16 protein-coding genes are annotated in these 17,276 nt (G+C 66.0%); 9 read left to right on the forward strand and 7 right to left on the reverse strand.

The window, feature by feature from the left end; genetic code table 11:
- Positions 1 to 8: 8 nt before the first annotated feature.
- Positions 9 to 1,499: a D-aminoacylase gene (locus FJW07_RS29680; RefSeq protein WP_140859694.1), complete on the forward strand. Its 1,491-nt coding sequence runs from the start codon at positions 9 to 11 to the stop codon at positions 1,497 to 1,499.
- Here FJW07_RS29680 and FJW07_RS29685 read toward each other — a convergent pair.
- Genes FJW07_RS29685 through FJW07_RS29715 form a run of 7 tightly spaced genes read right to left on the reverse strand, consistent with a single transcriptional unit; the run spans position 1,484 to position 8,612 of the window.
- Positions 1,484 to 2,149 carry an isochorismatase family protein gene (locus FJW07_RS29685; protein WP_140859695.1) on the reverse strand — a complete coding sequence of 222 codons (666 nt, stop codon included), beginning with the start codon at positions 2,147 to 2,149 and terminating at the stop codon, positions 1,484 to 1,486. The genes FJW07_RS29680 and FJW07_RS29685 overlap by 16 nt on opposite strands.
- On the reverse strand, positions 2,146 to 3,429 hold the full coding sequence (locus tag FJW07_RS29690; RefSeq protein ID WP_140859696.1) for a Zn-dependent hydrolase: 1,284 nt from the start codon (positions 3,427 to 3,429) through the stop codon (positions 2,146 to 2,148). The genes FJW07_RS29685 and FJW07_RS29690 overlap by 4 nt, the downstream gene beginning before the upstream one ends.
- Complete coding sequence (locus FJW07_RS29695; protein WP_140859697.1) at positions 3,426 to 4,586, reverse strand: FAD-binding oxidoreductase; 1,161 nt, start codon at positions 4,584 to 4,586, stop codon at positions 3,426 to 3,428. Before FJW07_RS29695 ends, FJW07_RS29690 begins: the two co-directional genes overlap by 4 nt.
- Positions 4,583 to 5,902: a Coenzyme F420 hydrogenase/dehydrogenase, beta subunit C-terminal domain gene (locus FJW07_RS29700; protein ID WP_140859698.1), complete on the reverse strand. Its 1,320-nt coding sequence runs from the start codon at positions 5,900 to 5,902 to the stop codon at positions 4,583 to 4,585. The genes FJW07_RS29695 and FJW07_RS29700 overlap by 4 nt, the downstream gene beginning before the upstream one ends.
- Positions 5,903 to 5,909: 7 nt before the next feature.
- Complete coding sequence (locus tag FJW07_RS29705; RefSeq protein ID WP_140859699.1) at positions 5,910 to 6,824, reverse strand: nitrilase-related carbon-nitrogen hydrolase; 915 nt, start codon at positions 6,822 to 6,824, stop codon at positions 5,910 to 5,912.
- Entirely contained in the window at positions 6,809 to 8,239 is a 1,431-nt protein-coding gene (hydA, locus tag FJW07_RS29710) for a dihydropyrimidinase (protein WP_140859700.1), read from the reverse strand. Before hydA ends, FJW07_RS29705 begins: the two co-directional genes overlap by 16 nt.
- Before the next feature lie 22 nt (positions 8,240 to 8,261).
- Entirely contained in the window at positions 8,262 to 8,612 is a 351-nt protein-coding gene (locus FJW07_RS29715) for a RidA family protein (RefSeq protein WP_041007422.1), read from the reverse strand.
- A gap of 234 nt (positions 8,613 to 8,846) precedes the next feature.
- Between FJW07_RS29715 and FJW07_RS29720 the strand changes: the two genes are divergently transcribed.
- From FJW07_RS29720 to FJW07_RS29755, 8 genes are all read left to right on the forward strand, one after another.
- Positions 8,847 to 10,097 carry an MFS transporter gene (locus FJW07_RS29720; protein ID WP_140859701.1) on the forward strand — a complete coding sequence of 417 codons (1,251 nt, stop codon included), beginning with the start codon at positions 8,847 to 8,849 and terminating at the stop codon, positions 10,095 to 10,097.
- A gap of 5 nt (positions 10,098 to 10,102) precedes the next feature.
- Complete coding sequence (locus FJW07_RS29725) at positions 10,103 to 10,852, forward strand: SDR family oxidoreductase (RefSeq protein WP_140859702.1); 750 nt, start codon at positions 10,103 to 10,105, stop codon at positions 10,850 to 10,852.
- A gap of 27 nt (positions 10,853 to 10,879) precedes the next feature.
- Positions 10,880 to 11,902, forward strand: a complete 1,023-nt coding sequence (locus FJW07_RS29730; RefSeq protein ID WP_140859703.1) for an NAD(P)-dependent oxidoreductase — start codon at positions 10,880 to 10,882, stop codon at positions 11,900 to 11,902.
- A gap of 69 nt (positions 11,903 to 11,971) precedes the next feature.
- Entirely contained in the window at positions 11,972 to 12,895 is a 924-nt protein-coding gene (locus FJW07_RS29735; protein ID WP_140859704.1) for a polysaccharide deacetylase family protein, read from the forward strand.
- 9 nt (positions 12,896 to 12,904) lie between these two features.
- Positions 12,905 to 14,239 (forward strand): dihydroorotase family protein, encoded by a 1,335-nt coding sequence (locus FJW07_RS29740; RefSeq protein WP_140859705.1) that lies wholly within the window; start codon positions 12,905 to 12,907, stop codon positions 14,237 to 14,239.
- A gap of 5 nt (positions 14,240 to 14,244) precedes the next feature.
- Positions 14,245 to 15,018, forward strand: coding sequence for an SDR family oxidoreductase (locus FJW07_RS29745; RefSeq protein ID WP_140859706.1), 774 nt, complete (start codon positions 14,245 to 14,247; stop codon positions 15,016 to 15,018).
- Positions 15,019 to 15,231: 213 nt separating this feature from the next.
- Positions 15,232 to 16,326 carry an HlyD family secretion protein gene (locus FJW07_RS29750; RefSeq protein ID WP_140859707.1) on the forward strand — a complete coding sequence of 365 codons (1,095 nt, stop codon included), beginning with the start codon at positions 15,232 to 15,234 and terminating at the stop codon, positions 16,324 to 16,326.
- Positions 16,323 to 17,276: DHA2 family efflux MFS transporter permease subunit (locus FJW07_RS29755; RefSeq protein ID WP_140859708.1), on the forward strand; the 954-nt coding region annotated here is incomplete at its 3' end. The genes FJW07_RS29750 and FJW07_RS29755, both read left to right, overlap by 4 nt.

Genomic DNA, 17,276 nt, shown 5'->3' on the forward strand with positions numbered 1-17,276 from the left:
GCCGCCCAATGCCCTATGATCTCCTCATCCGCCGCGCAACGCTGATTTCCGGAGACGGTTCTGACCGCTTCGAGGCAGACATCGCCGTCACGACGGGCCGGATCGCCGCCATCGGCCGGCTAGAAGACGCGCAGGGCATCGAGGAAATCGATGCAAAGGGCAAGGTGGTCGCACCCGGCTTCATCGACGTGCACACCCATGACGACGGCGCGCTGCTGGCACCGCGCGGCATGGACCCGAAGATCAGCCAGGGCGTGACGACGGTGATCGCCGGCAATTGCGGCGTCAGCCTGGCACCGCTGCTGCTCGACAAGACGCCGCCGCCACCCTTCACGCTGGTCGGCGGCCGCGAGAACTTCCGTTTCGACCGCTTCGCCGACTATGTCGCGGAGCTGAAGCGCCGCGGCATCGCCACCAACGCCGCCCTGCTCGTCGGCCACACCACCTTGCGCCAGCGTTGCATGCCGGTGACCGATCGGCCGGCCAACGAAGCGGAAACGGTGGCGATGCAGGAAGCGGTCGCCGCGGCGATGGCCGAGGGCGCCTTCGGCCTCAGCACCGGGCTCGACTATCCGCCTGCCGTCAACTCATCGACCGACGAAGTAAAGGCCTTAGCCGCCACGGCGGCCAGCCTCGGCGGTCCCTATGTCACTCATACGCGCAACTATTTCGAGACGATGGACGAGGCGATCGAGGAAGCGATCGACATTGCCGATCATGCCGGCGGCAAGCTGTTCATCTCGCATCACCAGTGCACCGGCCGCGCCAATTTCGGCAAGAGCCGGCCCTCGCTGGAAAGGATCGACCAGGCGCGCGAGACGATGGACATAGGCATGGACGTCTATCCCTACGCCGCGAGCTCGACCGTGCTACGGCTGGAGCGCTGCGACACCGGCTTGAAGATCCTCGTCACCTGGTCCGATCCGCATCCGGAGATGGCCAGGCGCGAGATCGCCGACATAGCCCGCGAATGGAACTGCACCGAGCGTGAGGCCGGTGAGCGTCTGCTGCCGGCGGGTGCTGTCTATTTCCAGCTCGACGAGGACGACGTCCGCGACATCATCGCGCATCCGCGCACCATGATCGGCTCCGACGGCCTGCCGCACGACATCCATCCGCATCCGCGGCTGTGGGGCACCTTTCCACGCGTGCTCGGGCACTACGCGCGTGACATCGGGCTATTTAGCCTGGAGGAGGCCGTGTTCCGAATGACCGGCCTGCCCGCGCGTGAATTCGGCATCCAAGAGCGCGGCATCCTGGCGGAAGGCAATTTCGCCGACCTCGTCATCTTCGATCCCGAGACGATCATCGACAGCGCCACTTTCGAGGAGCCGCGCCGACCCGCCGCCGGCATCGAACATGTCTTCGTCAACGGCGTATCGGTCTGGCGCGGCGGCAGGGCGACCGGAGCGCTGCCGGGCGCGGTTCTCAAGCCTTCGGCTTCAAAGACGGTCGTCAGAGGCGCGTGCGGCTGCGGCGCCGATCACAGCGCCTCGTAAATCCGGTCGACGCTCTCCAGCGTGTAGGCGAACTCCACCGGCCGCGTGCAGCGCCAGCCATCGAAGGACTGGCCGGCCAGCGCCTTCAAGGCTTCGGGCAGATGCAATATACCGCCGCCATAGAGCCGGTTCGCCATGTCGAGCATGCCGGTGCGATGCATCGCCTCCGTCATGCTGCCGCAGGCTTCCTTGACCAGCCATGCACGGAACCCTTGGTAAACCGCGTCGAACACGCTTTCGGTCACGCAGCTGTCGGTCAGCACGCCGGCGACGACGAGGTTTTCGATGCCGAGCACGGCGAGCCGCTGCGAAAGCTCGGTGCGGCGAAAGGCGCTCGGCCACTGCTTGTGGATGACGATGTCGCCGGCCTGCGCCGCTACCTCGGCGCAGATCGCTGCGCCGTCGCTGCCCGCGACCGCCGAGCGGAATTCCTCGGTCAGGATCTCTTCCTGCCGGGCATAGCCGTCGCGTTCCTCCGGCTTCACCCAGGCCTGGGCGTGAATGACGGGCACGCCCGCCTTGCGCGCGGCTTCGATCAGGGCGGCGGCGTTGGCGAGCACGGCGTCGTAGCCGACGACCGGCCAGGCCGCGCCGCGACGGTATTCATTCTGCAGGTCGATGACGAGCAAGGCAGTCCTGGCGAGGTTCATGGGTGGTCCGGTGAGTTGTCGAAATCGGTGACGAAACGCAGGAGCAGCCGGATCGCCTGATCGAGGTCGGCGATCTCCATCGCTTCATGCGGATTATGGCTGCCGTTCTCGTTGCGCACGAAGAGCATCGCGGTCGGAATGCCGGCGCCGGCGAAGGTGGCCGCATCGTGCCCCGCCCCGCTCGGCACATGCGGGGCGCGCATTTGCAGTTCGGTGGCAGCACGGTCGAGCCTGCCGATCAGGTCCGGCGACATGGTCGCCGGTTCCCAGGTGAAGCGGGACCCGGGCTCGAAGGTGACGCCGCGCGTGGCGCCCACCTTGGCGAAAATGGTCTGAAGCCGATTTTCGATCCACTCCAGAACGGCCGGCTCGGCGCTGCGCACATCGAGCGTGAAGCCAAGCTCGCCCAGCACCCGGCTGCCGCCATGCTGTGTCGGATCGGACTGCACGCGGCCAAAGGTGATCGTCGCCTCGTGGCCGTCGCGTTCGAGCGCGTCCCATTCGTTTTCGAGCGAGGCAACCAGATCGGCAAAGCCCAGCACGCTGTCATGGCGGGCGAAGCGCGGCTCGGCGCCGGAATGGGCATAGGCGCCAAGACATTTCGCGTCGACATAGCGGAAGCCGCCGGCGATCCCCGTAACGATGCCGACCGGCGCTCCGGCGGCGACCAGGCGCGGTCCCTGCTCGATATGCACCTCGACGAAAGCAGCGATCCGGCCTGCATCGGTGCCCGGCACGCCGCGTCGCACGGCGTCTGGGTCGAAACCTTCCTCGCGCATATGTTCGGCCAGCGTGCGGCCGCTATCGGAACGCCTGGCTTCGAGCGCCTGCGGATCGAGCAGGCCAAGCACCGCCTGGCTGCCGGGATAGGAGAGCGGAAACCACACCGCTTCCTCGGCGCGAGTCGCCAGCACGATGAGATCGCGCGCCAAGCGGATATTTTGCCCGACCAGTTCGGCCATTACCGCGAGCCCCGCCACGACGCCGGCGGCGCCATCGAAATTGCCGCCATGCGCCACGCTGTCGAGATGCGAGCCGATGACGATCGCCGGCAAATCCGGGTCACGGCCTTTCAGCGTCAGATAGAGATTGCCGGCTGCGTCGACGCGAGCGACAGCGCCGAGCTTTTCCCCCTCGTTGCGCACGAGATCGTGGGCGAAGCGCTCGCCCGGTCCGTAAGCGACGCGCGTGATTCCCGGCGCGTCCGTCGTAGCTTCGGCCAGCGCGTCCAGGATGCGTACCGCCAGTTTGCCACCGGCCGCCAGTGCGGCCTTGCTCATGAAGCGACCTGTCGAGCTTCGTCCTCGGTGCCGCGCAGCCGATGCGGCGTGAGTTCCGCAAGCGAAACGCCTTGCCTCGCGACATCGTCCGGCAGGCTGCCGTCGGCGATCAGGCTGGCGCAGACGCGCGACAGCGCCGGCGAGGTCTTGATGCCGTAGCCACCCTGCCCGACCAGCCAGACGAAATCCGGAAACTCGTCGTCCGGACCGACCACCGGCGAGCCGTCGGCGACGAACGTCCTCAAACCCGCCCAGGAACGCGAAACGCGTTGCACCTCGATCGTCGTTGCCCGTTCGAGACGCTCGGCGCCGATCGCGACATCGATGTCTTCCGCAAAGGCGTCCATCGGCGCCGACGCTGTCGCATCGGCCGGCGAGACGAAGAGCTGCCCGGCATCCGGCTTGAAATAGAACTCCGCGCCGACATCGTTGACCAGCGGCCAGTCGCTAATGTCGAGACCGGCCGGCGCCGGAATGTTGAAGGCGGTGCGGCGCTTCGGCTGCAGGCTGACCGGATGCACTCCGGCCATCGCCGCGATCTCGTCGCCCCAGGCGCCGGCCGCGTTGACGATCAACGGCGCAAGGAATGTTCCCGCTTCCGTCTCGACCCGCCATTGCCCGCCCTGCCTGCCGATGGCTCTCACGCCGGCCTTGGTGACGATGCGGGCGCCGCGCGCCCGCGCTCCGCGCAAGAACCCCTGATGCAGGCCGTTGACGTCGATGTCCATCGAATGCGGTTCGATATAGGCGCCGGCGATATAGTCCTGGCGCAGCACCGGCACGCGCGCGATCGCTTCGGCCGGCGTCATCGCCACGATCGATGGCACCAGCGCCTGCGCCGCCTCCAGATCCTCGCGCAGCAGGTCGAGCTGGTCGGCCCGCGCCACGGTGATCATGCCGCGCTTGCTGAGCAGCGGATAATCGCAAAAACCTGTCGGCGGCTCGGTGAGAAACGCCCGGCTTGCCAGCACGATGCGGCGGATGACGCCATTGCCGTAGTTCTCGGTGAAGCTTGCGGCCGAACGTCCCGTGGTGTGGTAGCCGCAATGGCTCTCGCGCTCGAGCAGCACGACTTTCGAAGTGCGTGAAATCTCGAAGGCAGCACCGGCGCCGGCCATGCCGCCGCCGATGACGATCACCTCGGTCTGCTCGCTCATGGTTGCCCATCCTTTGAAACTGTTTCGCGCTGCACCGCAGGCGGCTCGCCCAGGCGGCCGCGCCGGGCTCGATCGCGGGCGCCACGTCCCTCGGCCAGATTCTCGGCCGCTGAATTCTGTGACGCGCATTCGCGCAAGGCGAGACCGGTGACGAAAGGCACCGGCTTGCCGGCGATCTCCATGCCCTTCAGCCGCGCCCAGACCGCGCGGCGTTTGCGCACCTGATGCGACTGCAACTCGCTGATCTCGGCGATCCCGCTCTCCCGCTTGATCTGCACCGCGCCGGCCTCGACAGCCGCGTCGAACAGCTCCCGCCCGCGCTTGGTGCGCACGATGATACCGTTGAGCGGCTCATCCTCGACAGCCGGTCCGCCATTCAGCCAGGAATCCGATACCGCGATATCCGCCACCTGGCCGATCGCGTCGGGGCAGATCTTGCAGCGCGGCTGGATCATCCATTTGTCCTCGTCCTCCCAGAGCTGCCGGTAGCTGATCTCGAAGGCGCGGCCGTCTTTGGTTTCGATGCGGTTGAGTCCGGGATTGCCATGGCCCCGGTAGCGGAACAGAGCAAGCTCCTCCTCGCCGAGGCCAAAACGCTGCAGCACCTGTTCCGACTTGGTCAGCTCCGAGGCGCCGCCGCAGACGAAGGCGAGCGCATAGCGCATCTGCTCGTCGACGCGCGGATCGAGCCGCGCCAGATTGCGCACGGCGGTGATGTCGCAGGGCTTGGCGATCAGCGCGAAAGGCTCGCCGCGGTCGAGAATGGCGTTGAAATCCACCAGCGTCGCCGCCGGCCCATAGCGCGAGCCGGCGCCTTCGAGCACGGAAGCGGCGTCGTAGCTCAGCTTGCGTTCCGTGCGCATCGGCATGGAACGCGAGGCCGCGACATGCAGCACGAACTTGACCCGTCCCGAACTGAGCAGGAACTGTCCGAGCGCCGTCAGCGCACCGCCGCCGGAGCCGATAAACCGCACTGTGGGATTTCCAGCGGAGCCGAGCACAAGCCGTTCGACCGATCCCCAAACCGTGTCCGCCAACGTGGCGTCATTCATCTGCGCTGGTGGCGGACCGGCGATGCGCGTTCCCGGACATACGGCGTTGATCTTCGTCAATGTCGACTTGTCCAATTCCTGCAACGCCACGGGCCGCTCGCGCCCTTCCGGCGTCATCACCATCTCGACGTCGCCGGGAACGGCGATCGAGCGGCAGAGGCCACAGCCGATGCAAAGGCCGTTCCCGACGATCCCGCCGAGCGTCAGCGGATCGACCGACGGCGGCATCGAGGACTGGTTGTGACCGGTTTCCACGAGGCCCATCGCGGTCTCAGACCGGTTCCGAGATGCGCTTGTATTGATCGGGGCGGCGATAGAGCGCGAAGTTGAAATTCACTTTCCGGCAGGTCTCGATCAGGTCCAGATCGGCGCGATGGACGATGACTTCGTCGTCGAGCGACATTGCGAGTGCCGCGATCTCGCCGGTCGGCGCGATGATGCAAGAGCCGCCGATCAGCGCCTGCCCGTCTTCCAGACCCGCCTTTGCCGCGGCGGCGACCCAGAGCGTGTTCTGGTAGGCACCGGCCTGCATCGGCAGATGGTTGTGGAACATTCTCAGATGCGCCAGAGCCGGCGCTTCGTCGAGCAAAAGCGGCGTGTTGTAGCCGAGCAACGCCACCTCGGCGCCGTTGAGACAGAGCATGCGATAGGTTTCCGGCCAGCGGCGGTCGTTGCATATGGCGAGGCCGACACGAACGCCGCGATAGTCGAAGACCGGAAAGCCGAGATTGCCCGGCTCGAAATAGCGTCGTTCGAGATGCGTGGTCGTGCCCGCCTCCGGCTCGCTCGAACCCGGCACATGCATCTTGCGGTAGCGGCCGATGAAGGCACCGTCCGGCCCGACCAGATCCATTGTATTGAAATGGCGCGTGCGGCCCTCTTCCTGCGCCAGCTCGCAATAGCCAAGCGCGAAGCCGACCTTCAGGCGCGCGGCGGCATCATAGAGCCGCCGCGTTTCCGGCCCTGGCATCGAGGCTTCGAAGAAGGCATCGATCTCGGCCTGGTCGTCGATGCGCCAACGCGGGAAGAAAGTGGTGAGCGCCATTTCGGGAAACACCGCGATCTCGGCGCCGCCGGAAGCGGCTCTCTCCAGGAGATCCACGAGCCGCCCAACCGTCTCGGCGCGCGTGGCGCTGCGCTGGATCGGTCCGGTCTGGCAAACGGCGATGGTCAGGCATCGAGCCATGGTGTCCAATCCTCGACTGGTTTTCTGAGATGCGCCGGATCGGCGGCGGTCCGTGCCACAAAACGCCCGAAGCCCGGTTCGGCCTGCAGCTTGCCGTCGGCGACCACCGGTACGCCGCGCACCAGGACGGTGATTGGCTTGCCGGTGACAACCCTGCCCTCATAGGGCGTGAAGTCGACGCGCGAGTGCAGCGCCCTGTGCCCCAGCGTCCAGCGCGCCGTCGGATCCCACAGCGCCAGGTCCGCGTCGAGCCCGATGGCGATGCGACCCTTGCGATCGGCGAAGCCGTAGATCGAGGCTGCATTGCGCGAGGTGAGGTCGAGATAGCGCTCGAGCGCCAGGCGGCCGGTGAGCAGCCCTTCCGAAAACAGCAGCGGCAGGCGTGTCTCGATGCCTGGGATGCCGCTCAGCGTCGTGGTGAAACCGGGTGTTTCGGAGTGCCCGATCTTGTCGGCGAAATAATATGGCGAATGATCGGACGACCACAGGTCGATGCCGCCATTGATCAGCTCTTGCCACAGATGCTCATGGCTGCGCGGCGAGCGCGGCGGCGGCGAGAAGACGAAGCGCGCCGCATCGATTGCCGGGCGATCGAGATCGGCCGCGCCGAGAAAGAGATATTGCGGGCAGGTCTCGGCGATAGCGTCGACGCCGCGCATCTTTGCCCGCGCCACCTCCTCGGCCGACTGCCAGGACGAGACATGCACGATGGTCATGCGCGCGCCGGTCATCTCGGCGAAGGCCAGCGCGCGATGCGTCGCCTCGCGCTCCATCGTCTCGCTGTGGGCAACGACATGATAGCGGATATCGGTGCGGCCGAGATCGATCAGCCGCTGGCGCGTGCGCCGGATCGCGGCGTCGTTCTCGGCATGGACCATGACGATCCAGCCCAACCGCCTTGCCGTATCGAGAACCTTGAAGAAGAGGTCGTCGTCGACGGCGAAACCCTGATAGGTCATGAACAGCTTGACCGAGGCGATGCCGCGCTGGGCGAGCGCGCCAAGTTGAGCCTCGACATCCGCGCCGGTGCCCATGGTGACCACGGCATGCAGCCCGTAGTCGATCACCGCGCGTCCCGCCGCGCGCCCCAGCGCGCGGTCCATGGCGCCGACAGTCGTCATGTCCTGCCCGGGCATGCCGAACGGGACTATGCAGGTCGTGCCGCCAAAAGCGGCGGAGATCGTGCCGGAATAGAAATCGTCGGCATTGCCGGCTCCACCCCAGACCGGCTGGTCGAGATGGCAATGCGCGTCGATGCCGCCGGGCATCACCCAGCGGCCGCCGGCGTCGATCGCCTTCTCGCCGGAAAGACCCTTGCCGATGGCGGCGATGCGGCCATCGTCGATACCGACGTCGCACTCAGCCCAGCCGTCGTCGAGCGCCACGCGCCCGCTCTTGATCACCAGCTCATGCATTGGCGTACCCTCGCCGGCCGGCTCAGCCGACGGCCGCCGTCACCATGATCTCGACGCGATACTGGTCGCCGGCAAGCCGCGCTTCCACCGTGGCGCGCACCGGCATGGCGCTCCTGTCGATCCAGGCGTCCCAGGCCGTGTTCATCATCTCGAAATCGGCGATGTCCCTGAGCCATATCTGCGCGCTGAGCAGCTTCGACTTGTCGCTGCCGGCCTTGGCGAGAAGCGCGTCGATCTTGGCAAGGATCTGCTTGGTCTGGCTGGTGGTGTCGCCCGAAAGATCGTCCGCGGTCAGCCCCGCCACATAGACGGTGCCGTTATAGCGGAGCACCCGGCAGAAGCGCTGGCCGTTTTCCAGGCGTTCGATCGTCATGATGTTCCCTTCCGCTGGTTTCCAGATTTTGGTTTTTGCCTATGGTAAGGAGGGTGCAAAACCGCTGTAAAGCCCACAGCGCGCCGAGACGCTGCTTTCCTTCACCGGCATGGCCAAAAAAATTTGAGCCATAGCCGCGCCAATCTTCGTTTGTGGCAATCGTCACAAAGTGTAGCTTCTGCCCGGGCTGCCGTCGGTCAACGGTGCCGCCAGGGAGCCGCCGCAGCCGCATTCATGAGGTCGATCGCTCAATCCGCGACGCGGCTCTGGCAAAATGCAGAGCGCTCCCGTGCCCTGCTGCCGATCATGATCGGCATCTGCCTGGCCTGCATCGGCAGCGCCATGCTGACCACCGCCGTGTCGCTGCATCTTGGCAAGCCCGGCATTTCTCCCCAGGTCGTGCAGATCGTCTTGACGGCCTATCCCGTGGGCTTCCTCATCGGATGCCTAGTGACCCGCCCGGCCGTCGCTCAATACGGCCATGAGCGAACCTTCGTTGCCGTCGTCGTCGTCGCGCTGCTGGCGGCTTCCGGTTTCGTCTTCACCGACTTCCTGCCGAGCTGGATCTGCTTTCGCCTGCTCGGCGGCCTCGCGATGGCATCGCTGTTCGTCGTCTGCGAAAGCTGGATCAACCTCTATGCCGAGCACCACAATCGCGGCGCGATGTTTTCGATCTATATGCTGACAACGGCAATCGCCGTGCTGCTCGGTCCGGTTCTGGTCGCGATGGTCGGCCCGCAATCGCCGCATCTGTTCCCGGTGGCGGCGGCGACGGTGCTGCTGGCGCTGATCTCCAAATTCGCCGGTGGGCGCTGGCCGGCGCTGCCTGCCACCGATCCGGAGCACGCAAGTTCGGCAAGGCCGGTCAAGCGCCTCGGCCCGCTGGCGCTTTTCCGGCTGGCGCCGGTGACAGTCGTAGCGATCTTCCAGGGCGGCATCACCAATATGAACATCTTCGTGCTGACGCCGATCTACGGCACGCAGATCGGGCTGTCGGCGGCAACGACCGTCGGGCTGGTCACGACCATCAGCATCGCCGGCATGCTGGCGCAGACGCCGGTCGGCTGGCTGTCCGACAGGTTTGAGCGCAGGATCATACTGCTTGTCCAGGGTATCCTGTCGGTCACGCTCTGCGCCGCGATCGCCTGGCTCGGCAACTTTTCGGTCCCGCTGCTCTTCGTGCTGTTTTTCCTCTATGGCGCGACGGCGCTGACGGTCTATCCGGTGGCGATGGCGTTCGGCGCCTCGCAATTGCACAGCCGGCACATGGTCGGGGCCTCCGGCACGCTGCTCCTGCTCTATTCGATCGGCAATGTTGCGACGCCGGGCATTTCGGCCGGCCTGATGGAGCATATGGGCGCACCGGCAATGTTCCTGCTTCTGGGCGGCGGCGCCGTGTTGGTGACTTTAGCTGCCTGCTACAACTTGTTGCGCCGTCCGGCCACGCTGGCGGCCATGCAGGCGATCGAGGAGCGGGTCGGATAACAGACATGAGGCGTCTCGAAGGCAAAGTCATCCTGATCGCCGGCGCCGCCAGCGGCATCGGCGCGGCGATAGCGCGCCGCTGTGTTGCCGAAGGCGCAAGCGTCGTCTGCGCCGATTACGGCCCAGAGCCGGCCACCGAGCTTGCCCAGACACTCGGGCCTTCAGCTGCCGCTTGCCAATGCGACGTGAAGGATATCGAGTCCGCGGGGGCGACCGTCGCGTTCGCCCGGCAAAAATTCGGCCGGCTCGACGGGCTGGTGCACAATGCCGCGGCACCCTCGACCAGCGCCACCGTCGTCGATCTCGACGAAAGCGCATGGCGGCATGAGATCGATGTCGGCCTGACCGGCGCCTTCCTGATGAGCAAGTTCGCCGTGCCGCTGATCGCGGCAAGCGGCGGCGGCTCGGTCGTCTTCATCGGCTCGCAATTCGGGCGCGTCGCCACCGCCAGGGCCGTCGCCTATTGCGCCGCCAAGGCCGGCCTGATCCACCTCGCCAAGGCGATGGCCGTGGACCACGCGCCTGACAGGGTCCGCGTCAACAGCCTGTCGCCCGGTGCGGTGGCGACGACGCGCCTGCTGCGCCGGTTTGCCGATTTCGAGGCCGCCAATGCCGGCCTTGGTCCCGCCCATCTGCTCGACCGCATCGCCGAGCCCGACGAGATCGCCGCGGCGGCGGCTTTCCTGCTTTCCTCCGACGCATCCTTCGTCACCGGATCCGACATGCTCGTCGATGGCGGCTATGCGACGCGCTGAGGCCGAAACCCTTTCAAAGGAGCTCCCATGACCTTGCTCGTCACCGGCGGCACCGGCTTTGTCATGAGCGTGGTCGCGCGCGCATGGCTGGACCGCGATCCCAACGCCCGTGCCGTGATCCTCGACCGGTCGGGCCTCGACGCGGCGGCCGAGAAGCACTTCGCTCCGGTGCGCGACCGACTGACGGTGATTTCCGCCGATATCCTCGACCCGCAAGCCTGGTCCGAGACGCTCGACAAGCAAGGCATCACGGCAATCGTCCATGGCGCGACCATCACGCCGATCTCGCGCGGCAGCGCCTCGGAGGCAAAGCGCCAGCCGGAGGCCGAAGACCCCGCCCGCATCGTCGACGTCAACCTCATGGGCACCGTGCGCATGCTGGACTGGGCGCGCGAGAGGCCGGACGTGAAACGCTTCGTCTATGTCAGCTCCGGTTCCGTCTATCGCCACAACGGACCCGACTGGGGTGGCGAGCCACTGCCGGAAGACGGCTATGTCGCGCCGCTGACGCTCTACGGCATCTCGAAATTCGCCTCCGAGATGGTCACCAACCGCTATGCCGATTTGTTCGGCCTGTCGGCGGCCTCGGTGCGGCTGGCTTCCGTCTACGGTCCGATGGATCGCGCCACCGAGAGCCGCAACTTCCGCCATGTTCCCAACCGCGTCGCGCATATGGCCCTGGCCGGCGAGACGATCAGGCCGAACAGCCTGGAGCCCGTCGGCGACTACGTCACCTCGACCGACGTCGCCGCCGCGATCCTCGCGCTGATCGATGCGCCCCGCCTCAATTACCGCCACTACAATATCGGCTCCGGGTCCAGCCAGACCATCGGCGAGATCATCGGCTGGGCAAGGGAACGCGTGCCGGGCCTGAAGGCGGAGGTGACGCCTGGAGACGACGCCAACATCGTCCAGGATGTGAGGCTGAAAGGCGGCATGTGGGGCGCCTATGACATCGCGCGCATCCTGCGCGACACCACGTGGCGGCCGCGTGCCGGCAAGGAAGCGTTCCACGACTACATGGACTGGATTGCCGCCAACGAGAGCTAGAGCAATTCCAGGAAAGTGTGAGCGGTTCCGTTCGGAATTGCGCAGAAACAAAGACAGGGAGAACGCAAGATGCCGATCGATTTCCAGCAGCCGCGCGATTTCGTCGGCTACGGCCCGCACCCGCCCTTCGTCGTCTGGCCGGGCGGCGTCAAGCTCGCCGTCAACCTCGTGCTCAACTACGAGGAGGGCTCGGAATATTCGTGGCTCGAAGACGGCCGCAACGACAATTGGGGCGAATACAATCTCAGCGGCAGCATGCCGGTGCGCGATCTCAGCACCGAGACGCATTTCGAATATGGCAGCCGCGCCGGTGTCTGGCGCCTGGCCAGGCTGTTCGATCGCTACGACATCCCGGTCACCTTTTCCGCCTGCGCCGTGGCGCTGGAGCGCAACCCGCCTTTGGTCGAATGGATGAAGAACCGCCGGCATGACCTGATGGGCCACGGCCTGCGCTGGATCGACCACACGACCATGGAGCGCGGCGAGGAAGAGCGCCATCTGCAAGGGGCGATCGCGCTTTACGAAAAGCTGCTGGGAAAGCGGCCCCTGGGCTGGAACTGCCGCTCGCTGCCGAGCGTCAACACGCGCGACCTGCTGGTCGAGGAAGGCGGCTTCCTCTACCACTCCGATCCCTGCAACGACGACCTGCCCTATTTTCTCGATCACCGGGGCACGGAAATCCTGGTCATCCCCTACTCCAAGACGCTCAACGACAGCCGCTATCTGGTGGCTCCGGGCTACAGCAATCCGCGCGACTTCGCCGAGGACTGCCGCGCGGCCATCGACTATATGCTTAGCGAAGCCGACGAGACCGGCGGCCGCATGCTGACCATCGGCATCCACGCCCGCTGGACGGGTCAGCCGAACCGTGCCTCGGGCCTGCGCGAGGTCATCGAGCATGTCCAGAAATCCGACGGCGCCGCCTTCATGCGCCGCGAGGACATTGCCCGCTTCTGGCACGCGAACCATGCGCGCTTCGAGCAGCGCGGCTGAGGGGGAACCGTGTTCGAGACGCTGATCCGCGGCGCAACGGTTGTGAACGCCGACGGCCTCGACCGGGGCGATATAGGCATCGCCGCGGGCAAGGTCGCCGCACTCATCGCGCCCGGCGAAGCCGCCGAAGCCAGCACGCTCATCGACGCCTCGGGTTGCTTCCTGCTACCGGGCCTTGTCGATGCGCATGCGCATCTGCGCGATCCCGGCCTGACCCACAAGGAAGACTTTTCCTCCGGCACCCATGCGGCGGCGCTCGGCGGCGTCACCACCGTACTCGACATGCCGACCGATGAGCCATGGACGGCCACGCCCGAGCAACTTGCCGACAAGATGGCGATTGCGAAGGGCCGCATCCATGTCGATGTCGGCCTGCAGGCCGTGGTCAGCCGTGACCTGTCGCTCGTCCCTCGCCTGCTCGACCTCGCACCGGTCTCCTTCGAGTTGTTCACCGCCGACGTGCCGGACGCCTTCCTTTTTGCCTCGCTCGACAATGTCGCCGAGGCGCTGAAAATCTTCGCCGGCGCCGACACGACAATCGGCATCTCGCCCGGCGACCAATCGATCCTGGCCGGCAGCACGGCGCGGGATCGCTCCGGCAGCATCGCGGCCTTCCTGGACAGCCGGCCGCCGCTCGCCGAAGCCAATGGCATCGCCCGCGCCCTTGTCGCCGCAGCGGCGACCGAGGCGCGGATTCACGTCCGGCAGATCAATTCCGAGCTCGGTGTCGAGACCTGGAGCCGGTTGCGCGGCATGGCCGACGCCAGCGTCGAGACCACGCCGCAGAACCTGTTCTTCACCGCCGACGATTACGAAACGCAAGGCGCCAAGCTGAAGGCTTCGCCGCCCTTGCGCTCGCCACACGACGTCGACGCGCTGCGCGCCGCTCTCAGCGCGGGACTGATCGACATCGTCGCCACCGATCACGCACCGCACGCGCCCGTCGAGAAGGCAGCGGCTTATGCCGCTTTCGCCGACATCCCGGGCGGCATGCCAGGATTGCAGACGCTGCTTCCGACCATGCTGAGGCTGGTCGACGAAGGGCTCATCGCCCTGCCCGATCTGGTGCGCATGTGCTCCCGCAATCCAGCCGAGCGCTTCGGCCTCGGCCGGCGCAAGGGTCGCATCGCCGTCGGCCACGATGCCGATCTGCTGATCCTCGACCCGCGCCAGTCCAGCACCATCGCCAATGCCGATCAGGTGTCGCGGGCGGGCTACACGCCCTTTGACGGCTGGACCGTGAAAGCGCGGCTGACCAGTGTCCTCCTGCGCGGCCGCGAGATCGTGCGCGAAGGCCTGCTGGTCGGCCGGGCGCAGGGAAAGATCGTCACCCGGGAGAGCTGAACATCATGGCCCTGCTCGCCAACAAGACAGCCATCGTCACCGGAGCGAGCTCCGGCATCGGCCGCGCCATCGCGCTGAAATTCGCCACCGAAGGCGCCAACGTCGTCGTCGCCGACACGGCGGAGCAGCCGATCGAGGGCGGCCAAGGCACCGCCGACATGATCCGTTCGGCCAGCGGCACAGCCACCTACGTCAGAACCGACATTTCGGATTGGAACGCCGTCGATGTGCTCGTGGGCACGACGATCGCCCAGTTCGGACGCCTCGACGTGATGGTCAACAATGCAGCGATCTACACCAGCACCAACCTGATCGAGACCACGCCGGAACAGTGGAACCGCGTCATCGGCGTCAACCTGACCGGTTTCTTCTACTGCAACAAACGCGCGGTCATGCAGATGCTGACCCAGGCGCCGCTCAATGATGTGCGCGGCCGCATCATCAACATCTCCTCGCAGCATGGCATGGTCGCCTGCCCCGGCGACCTGCCCTATTCGGTGAGCAAGGGCGGCATCGTGCAGATGACCCGGCAGATCGCCGTCGACCATGCCCGGGACTTGATCGTCTGCAACGCTATCGCACCGGGCAAGATCATCACCGGCAAGCCGGGCGTCGCCAACGATCCTGATGCGCTCGACTATTCGCGCCGCCGCACGCCATGGCCACGGCTCGGGCATCCGAACGACGTGGCGGGCGCGGCGCTCTTTCTCGCCAGCGATATGGCGAGCTATGTCACCGGCATAAACCTGATGGTGGACGGCGGCTGGATGGCGGGCTGACGCTGCCAGCCGGGCCACGGCCCGGCAACCGAGGGCAGGAACCTTTGCGGAAACCGCCCGTTGACCCTGCTGCGAGGGGGCCAACGATATCTGGGACCCGTTGCCTTGGACGCAAAAACTGAAAGAAAAGAGCGCGAAACCGCTCCCGCCGAGGAAGCGCGGGGTCAGCCCCGGTCCGATCGGCAGCAACGCCCGCCGGACGACGAAAAGCGCATGGATAACGAGCGCGACGGCGAGCGAGCGCAAGACACGCAGTCGAATGACAGTCCGTCGGACGGCAACGAACCCGGCCTCATCAGACGCCATCCCTACATAGCGGCGATCGTCGCCATCCTCATCCTGTTGGTCATCGCGGCCGTGGTCATCTGGTGGATCAACGCGCGACAGTATGAATGGACCGACGACGCCTTCATCGACGCCCGTACGGTGACGATCGGCGCGGAAATTGCCGGACGCATCACCGATGTCGCCGTCACCGACAACCAGCCGGTCGAGGCCGGCGCCATGCTTCTGCGCATCGACGACAGCGATTATCAGGCCTCGCTCAAACAGGCACAAGCCGGCGTGGTTGCGGCGCGGGCCGACATTGCCAATGTGCAGGCCCAGACCGAGGCGCAAAACGCCAAGATCGATGCGGCCGAAAGGCAGGTGGCGCAGGCGCAGGCAGCGCTCGAATTCGCCAAATCCGAGGACCAGCGCAACCGTGAGCTCCTGGCCAAGGGCACGGCGACGCAACAGCAGGCACAGCAGGCCGCTTCGACCTTGCGCCAGGACCAGGCAGCACTCGATACCGCCAACGCCAATGTCGAGGCGGCGAAAAGCCAGGTGGCTGTTCTGCAGGCTCAAGGCAAGAGCGCCGAGGCCAAGCTGCGCCAGGCTGAGGCCACCGAGAACCAAGCCAAGATCACCCTCACCCGCACGACCATCACGGCGCCCGTCGCCGGCCATGCCACCAACATCACGGTGGCGAAAGGCACCTATGCGCAGCCCGGCCAGGTGCTGATGATGTTCGTGCCCAACGACGTCTGGGTGAAAGCCAATTTCAAGGAGACACAGCTCGACCTGATGCGACCGGGCCAGCCCGTCGATATCGCCATCGACGCCTATCCGGAAAAGACCTTCCATGGCCATGTCGACAGCGTTCAGGCCGGCAGCGGCACGGCCTTCAGCCTGCTTCCAGCCGAAAACGCCACAGGCAATTTCGTCAAGGTGGTGCAACGCGTGCCGGTCAAGATCGTGTTCGACCAACCGCCCGGCGTCTATCTCGGTCCCGGCATGTCGGTGGTGCCGACGGTCAAGGTACGATGAGCGATGCCGCAGCAGCCCAGGGTAACGAAAGCCGGTCGGCGGCCGGCGGGCGCAACCCCTGGCTGATCGCGATCGTCGTCTCGATCGCGACCTTCATGCTGGTGCTCGACACCTCGATCGCCAATGTCGCGCTGCGCAACATCGCCGGCAGCCTGGCCGCCGGCATGGACGAGAGCACATGGGTGATCACCACCTATCTCGTCGCCAACTCCGTCATCATTCCGGTCAGCGGCTGGCTTACCAGCATCATCGGCCGCAAGCGCTATTACATGATCTGCGTGGCGACCTTCACGCTGGCGTCGCTGCTGTGCGGGCTGGCGCCCAATCTGCCGACGCTGATCGCCTTCCGCATCCTGCAGGGGCTCGGCGGCGGCGGCATGGCGCCGAGCGAGCAGTCAATCCTGGCCGACACGTTCCCGCCTGAGAAACGCTCCCAGGCCTTTGCGCTTTACGGCATCGCGGTGATCGTCGCCCCGACGGTCGGGCCGACCATCGGCGGCTGGCTGACCGACAATTTCTCCTGGCACTGGATCTTCTTCATCAATGTGCCGTTCGGCATCATGTCGCTGGCGCTCGTGCAATGGCTGGTGATCGAGCCAGACATTCTCGAACGCGAACGCCGCGAGCGGTTGAGCAAGGGGCTGAAGGTCGACTGGATCGGCTTCATCCTGGTGGCGATGGCGCTCGGCTGCCTCGAAGTCTTTCTCGACGAAGGCCAGCGCAACGACTGGTTCGCCTCGACCTTCATTACCACTTTCGCCGTGATCTCCGCGGTGTCGTTCCTGCTGCTTGTTCCGTGGGAGTGGACAAGGCGCGACCCCATCGTCGACATCCGCCTGCTTTTCAGCCGGCAGTTCGGCATGTCGTTCCTCGTCATGATGGCGGTGGGCGCCGTGCTCTTCAGCACCACGCAGCTTTTGCCGCAACTGCAGCAGACCACCTTCGACTAC

Source organism: Mesorhizobium sp. B3-1-9, from assembly GCF_006439595.1.
Classification (GTDB): Bacteria; Pseudomonadota; Alphaproteobacteria; order Rhizobiales; family Rhizobiaceae; genus Mesorhizobium.

What these genes read in the sequence shown, in the direction of transcription:
- FJW07_RS29680 (WP_140859694.1), top strand. Translation starts at nt 9, where the DNA reads ATGCCCTATGATCTCCTCATCCGCCGCGCAACGCTGATTTCCGGAGAC.
- hydA (WP_140859700.1), bottom strand. Translation starts at nt 8,239, where the DNA reads ATGCATGAGCTGGTGATCAAGAGCGGGCGCGTGGCGCTCGACGACGGC.
- FJW07_RS29695 (WP_140859697.1), bottom strand. Translation starts at nt 4,586, where the DNA reads ATGAGCGAGCAGACCGAGGTGATCGTCATCGGCGGCGGCATGGCCGGC.
- FJW07_RS29690 (WP_140859696.1), bottom strand. Translation starts at nt 3,429, where the DNA reads ATGAGCAAGGCCGCACTGGCGGCCGGTGGCAAACTGGCGGTACGCATC.
- FJW07_RS29735 (WP_140859704.1), top strand. Translation starts at nt 11,972, where the DNA reads ATGCCGATCGATTTCCAGCAGCCGCGCGATTTCGTCGGCTACGGCCCG.
- FJW07_RS29745 (WP_140859706.1), top strand. Translation starts at nt 14,245, where the DNA reads ATGGCCCTGCTCGCCAACAAGACAGCCATCGTCACCGGAGCGAGCTCC.
- FJW07_RS29725 (WP_140859702.1), top strand. Translation starts at nt 10,103, where the DNA reads ATGAGGCGTCTCGAAGGCAAAGTCATCCTGATCGCCGGCGCCGCCAGC.
- FJW07_RS29715 (WP_041007422.1), bottom strand. Translation starts at nt 8,612, where the DNA reads ATGACGATCGAACGCCTGGAAAACGGCCAGCGCTTCTGCCGGGTGCTC.
- FJW07_RS29705 (WP_140859699.1), bottom strand. Translation starts at nt 6,824, where the DNA reads ATGGCTCGATGCCTGACCATCGCCGTTTGCCAGACCGGACCGATCCAG.
- FJW07_RS29720 (WP_140859701.1), top strand. Translation starts at nt 8,847, where the DNA reads ATGAGGTCGATCGCTCAATCCGCGACGCGGCTCTGGCAAAATGCAGAG.
- FJW07_RS29685 (WP_140859695.1), bottom strand. Translation starts at nt 2,149, where the DNA reads ATGAACCTCGCCAGGACTGCCTTGCTCGTCATCGACCTGCAGAATGAA.
- FJW07_RS29730 (WP_140859703.1), top strand. Translation starts at nt 10,880, where the DNA reads ATGACCTTGCTCGTCACCGGCGGCACCGGCTTTGTCATGAGCGTGGTC.
- FJW07_RS29750 (WP_140859707.1), top strand. Translation starts at nt 15,232, where the DNA reads ATGGATAACGAGCGCGACGGCGAGCGAGCGCAAGACACGCAGTCGAAT.
- FJW07_RS29700 (WP_140859698.1), bottom strand. Translation starts at nt 5,902, where the DNA reads ATGGGCCTCGTGGAAACCGGTCACAACCAGTCCTCGATGCCGCCGTCG.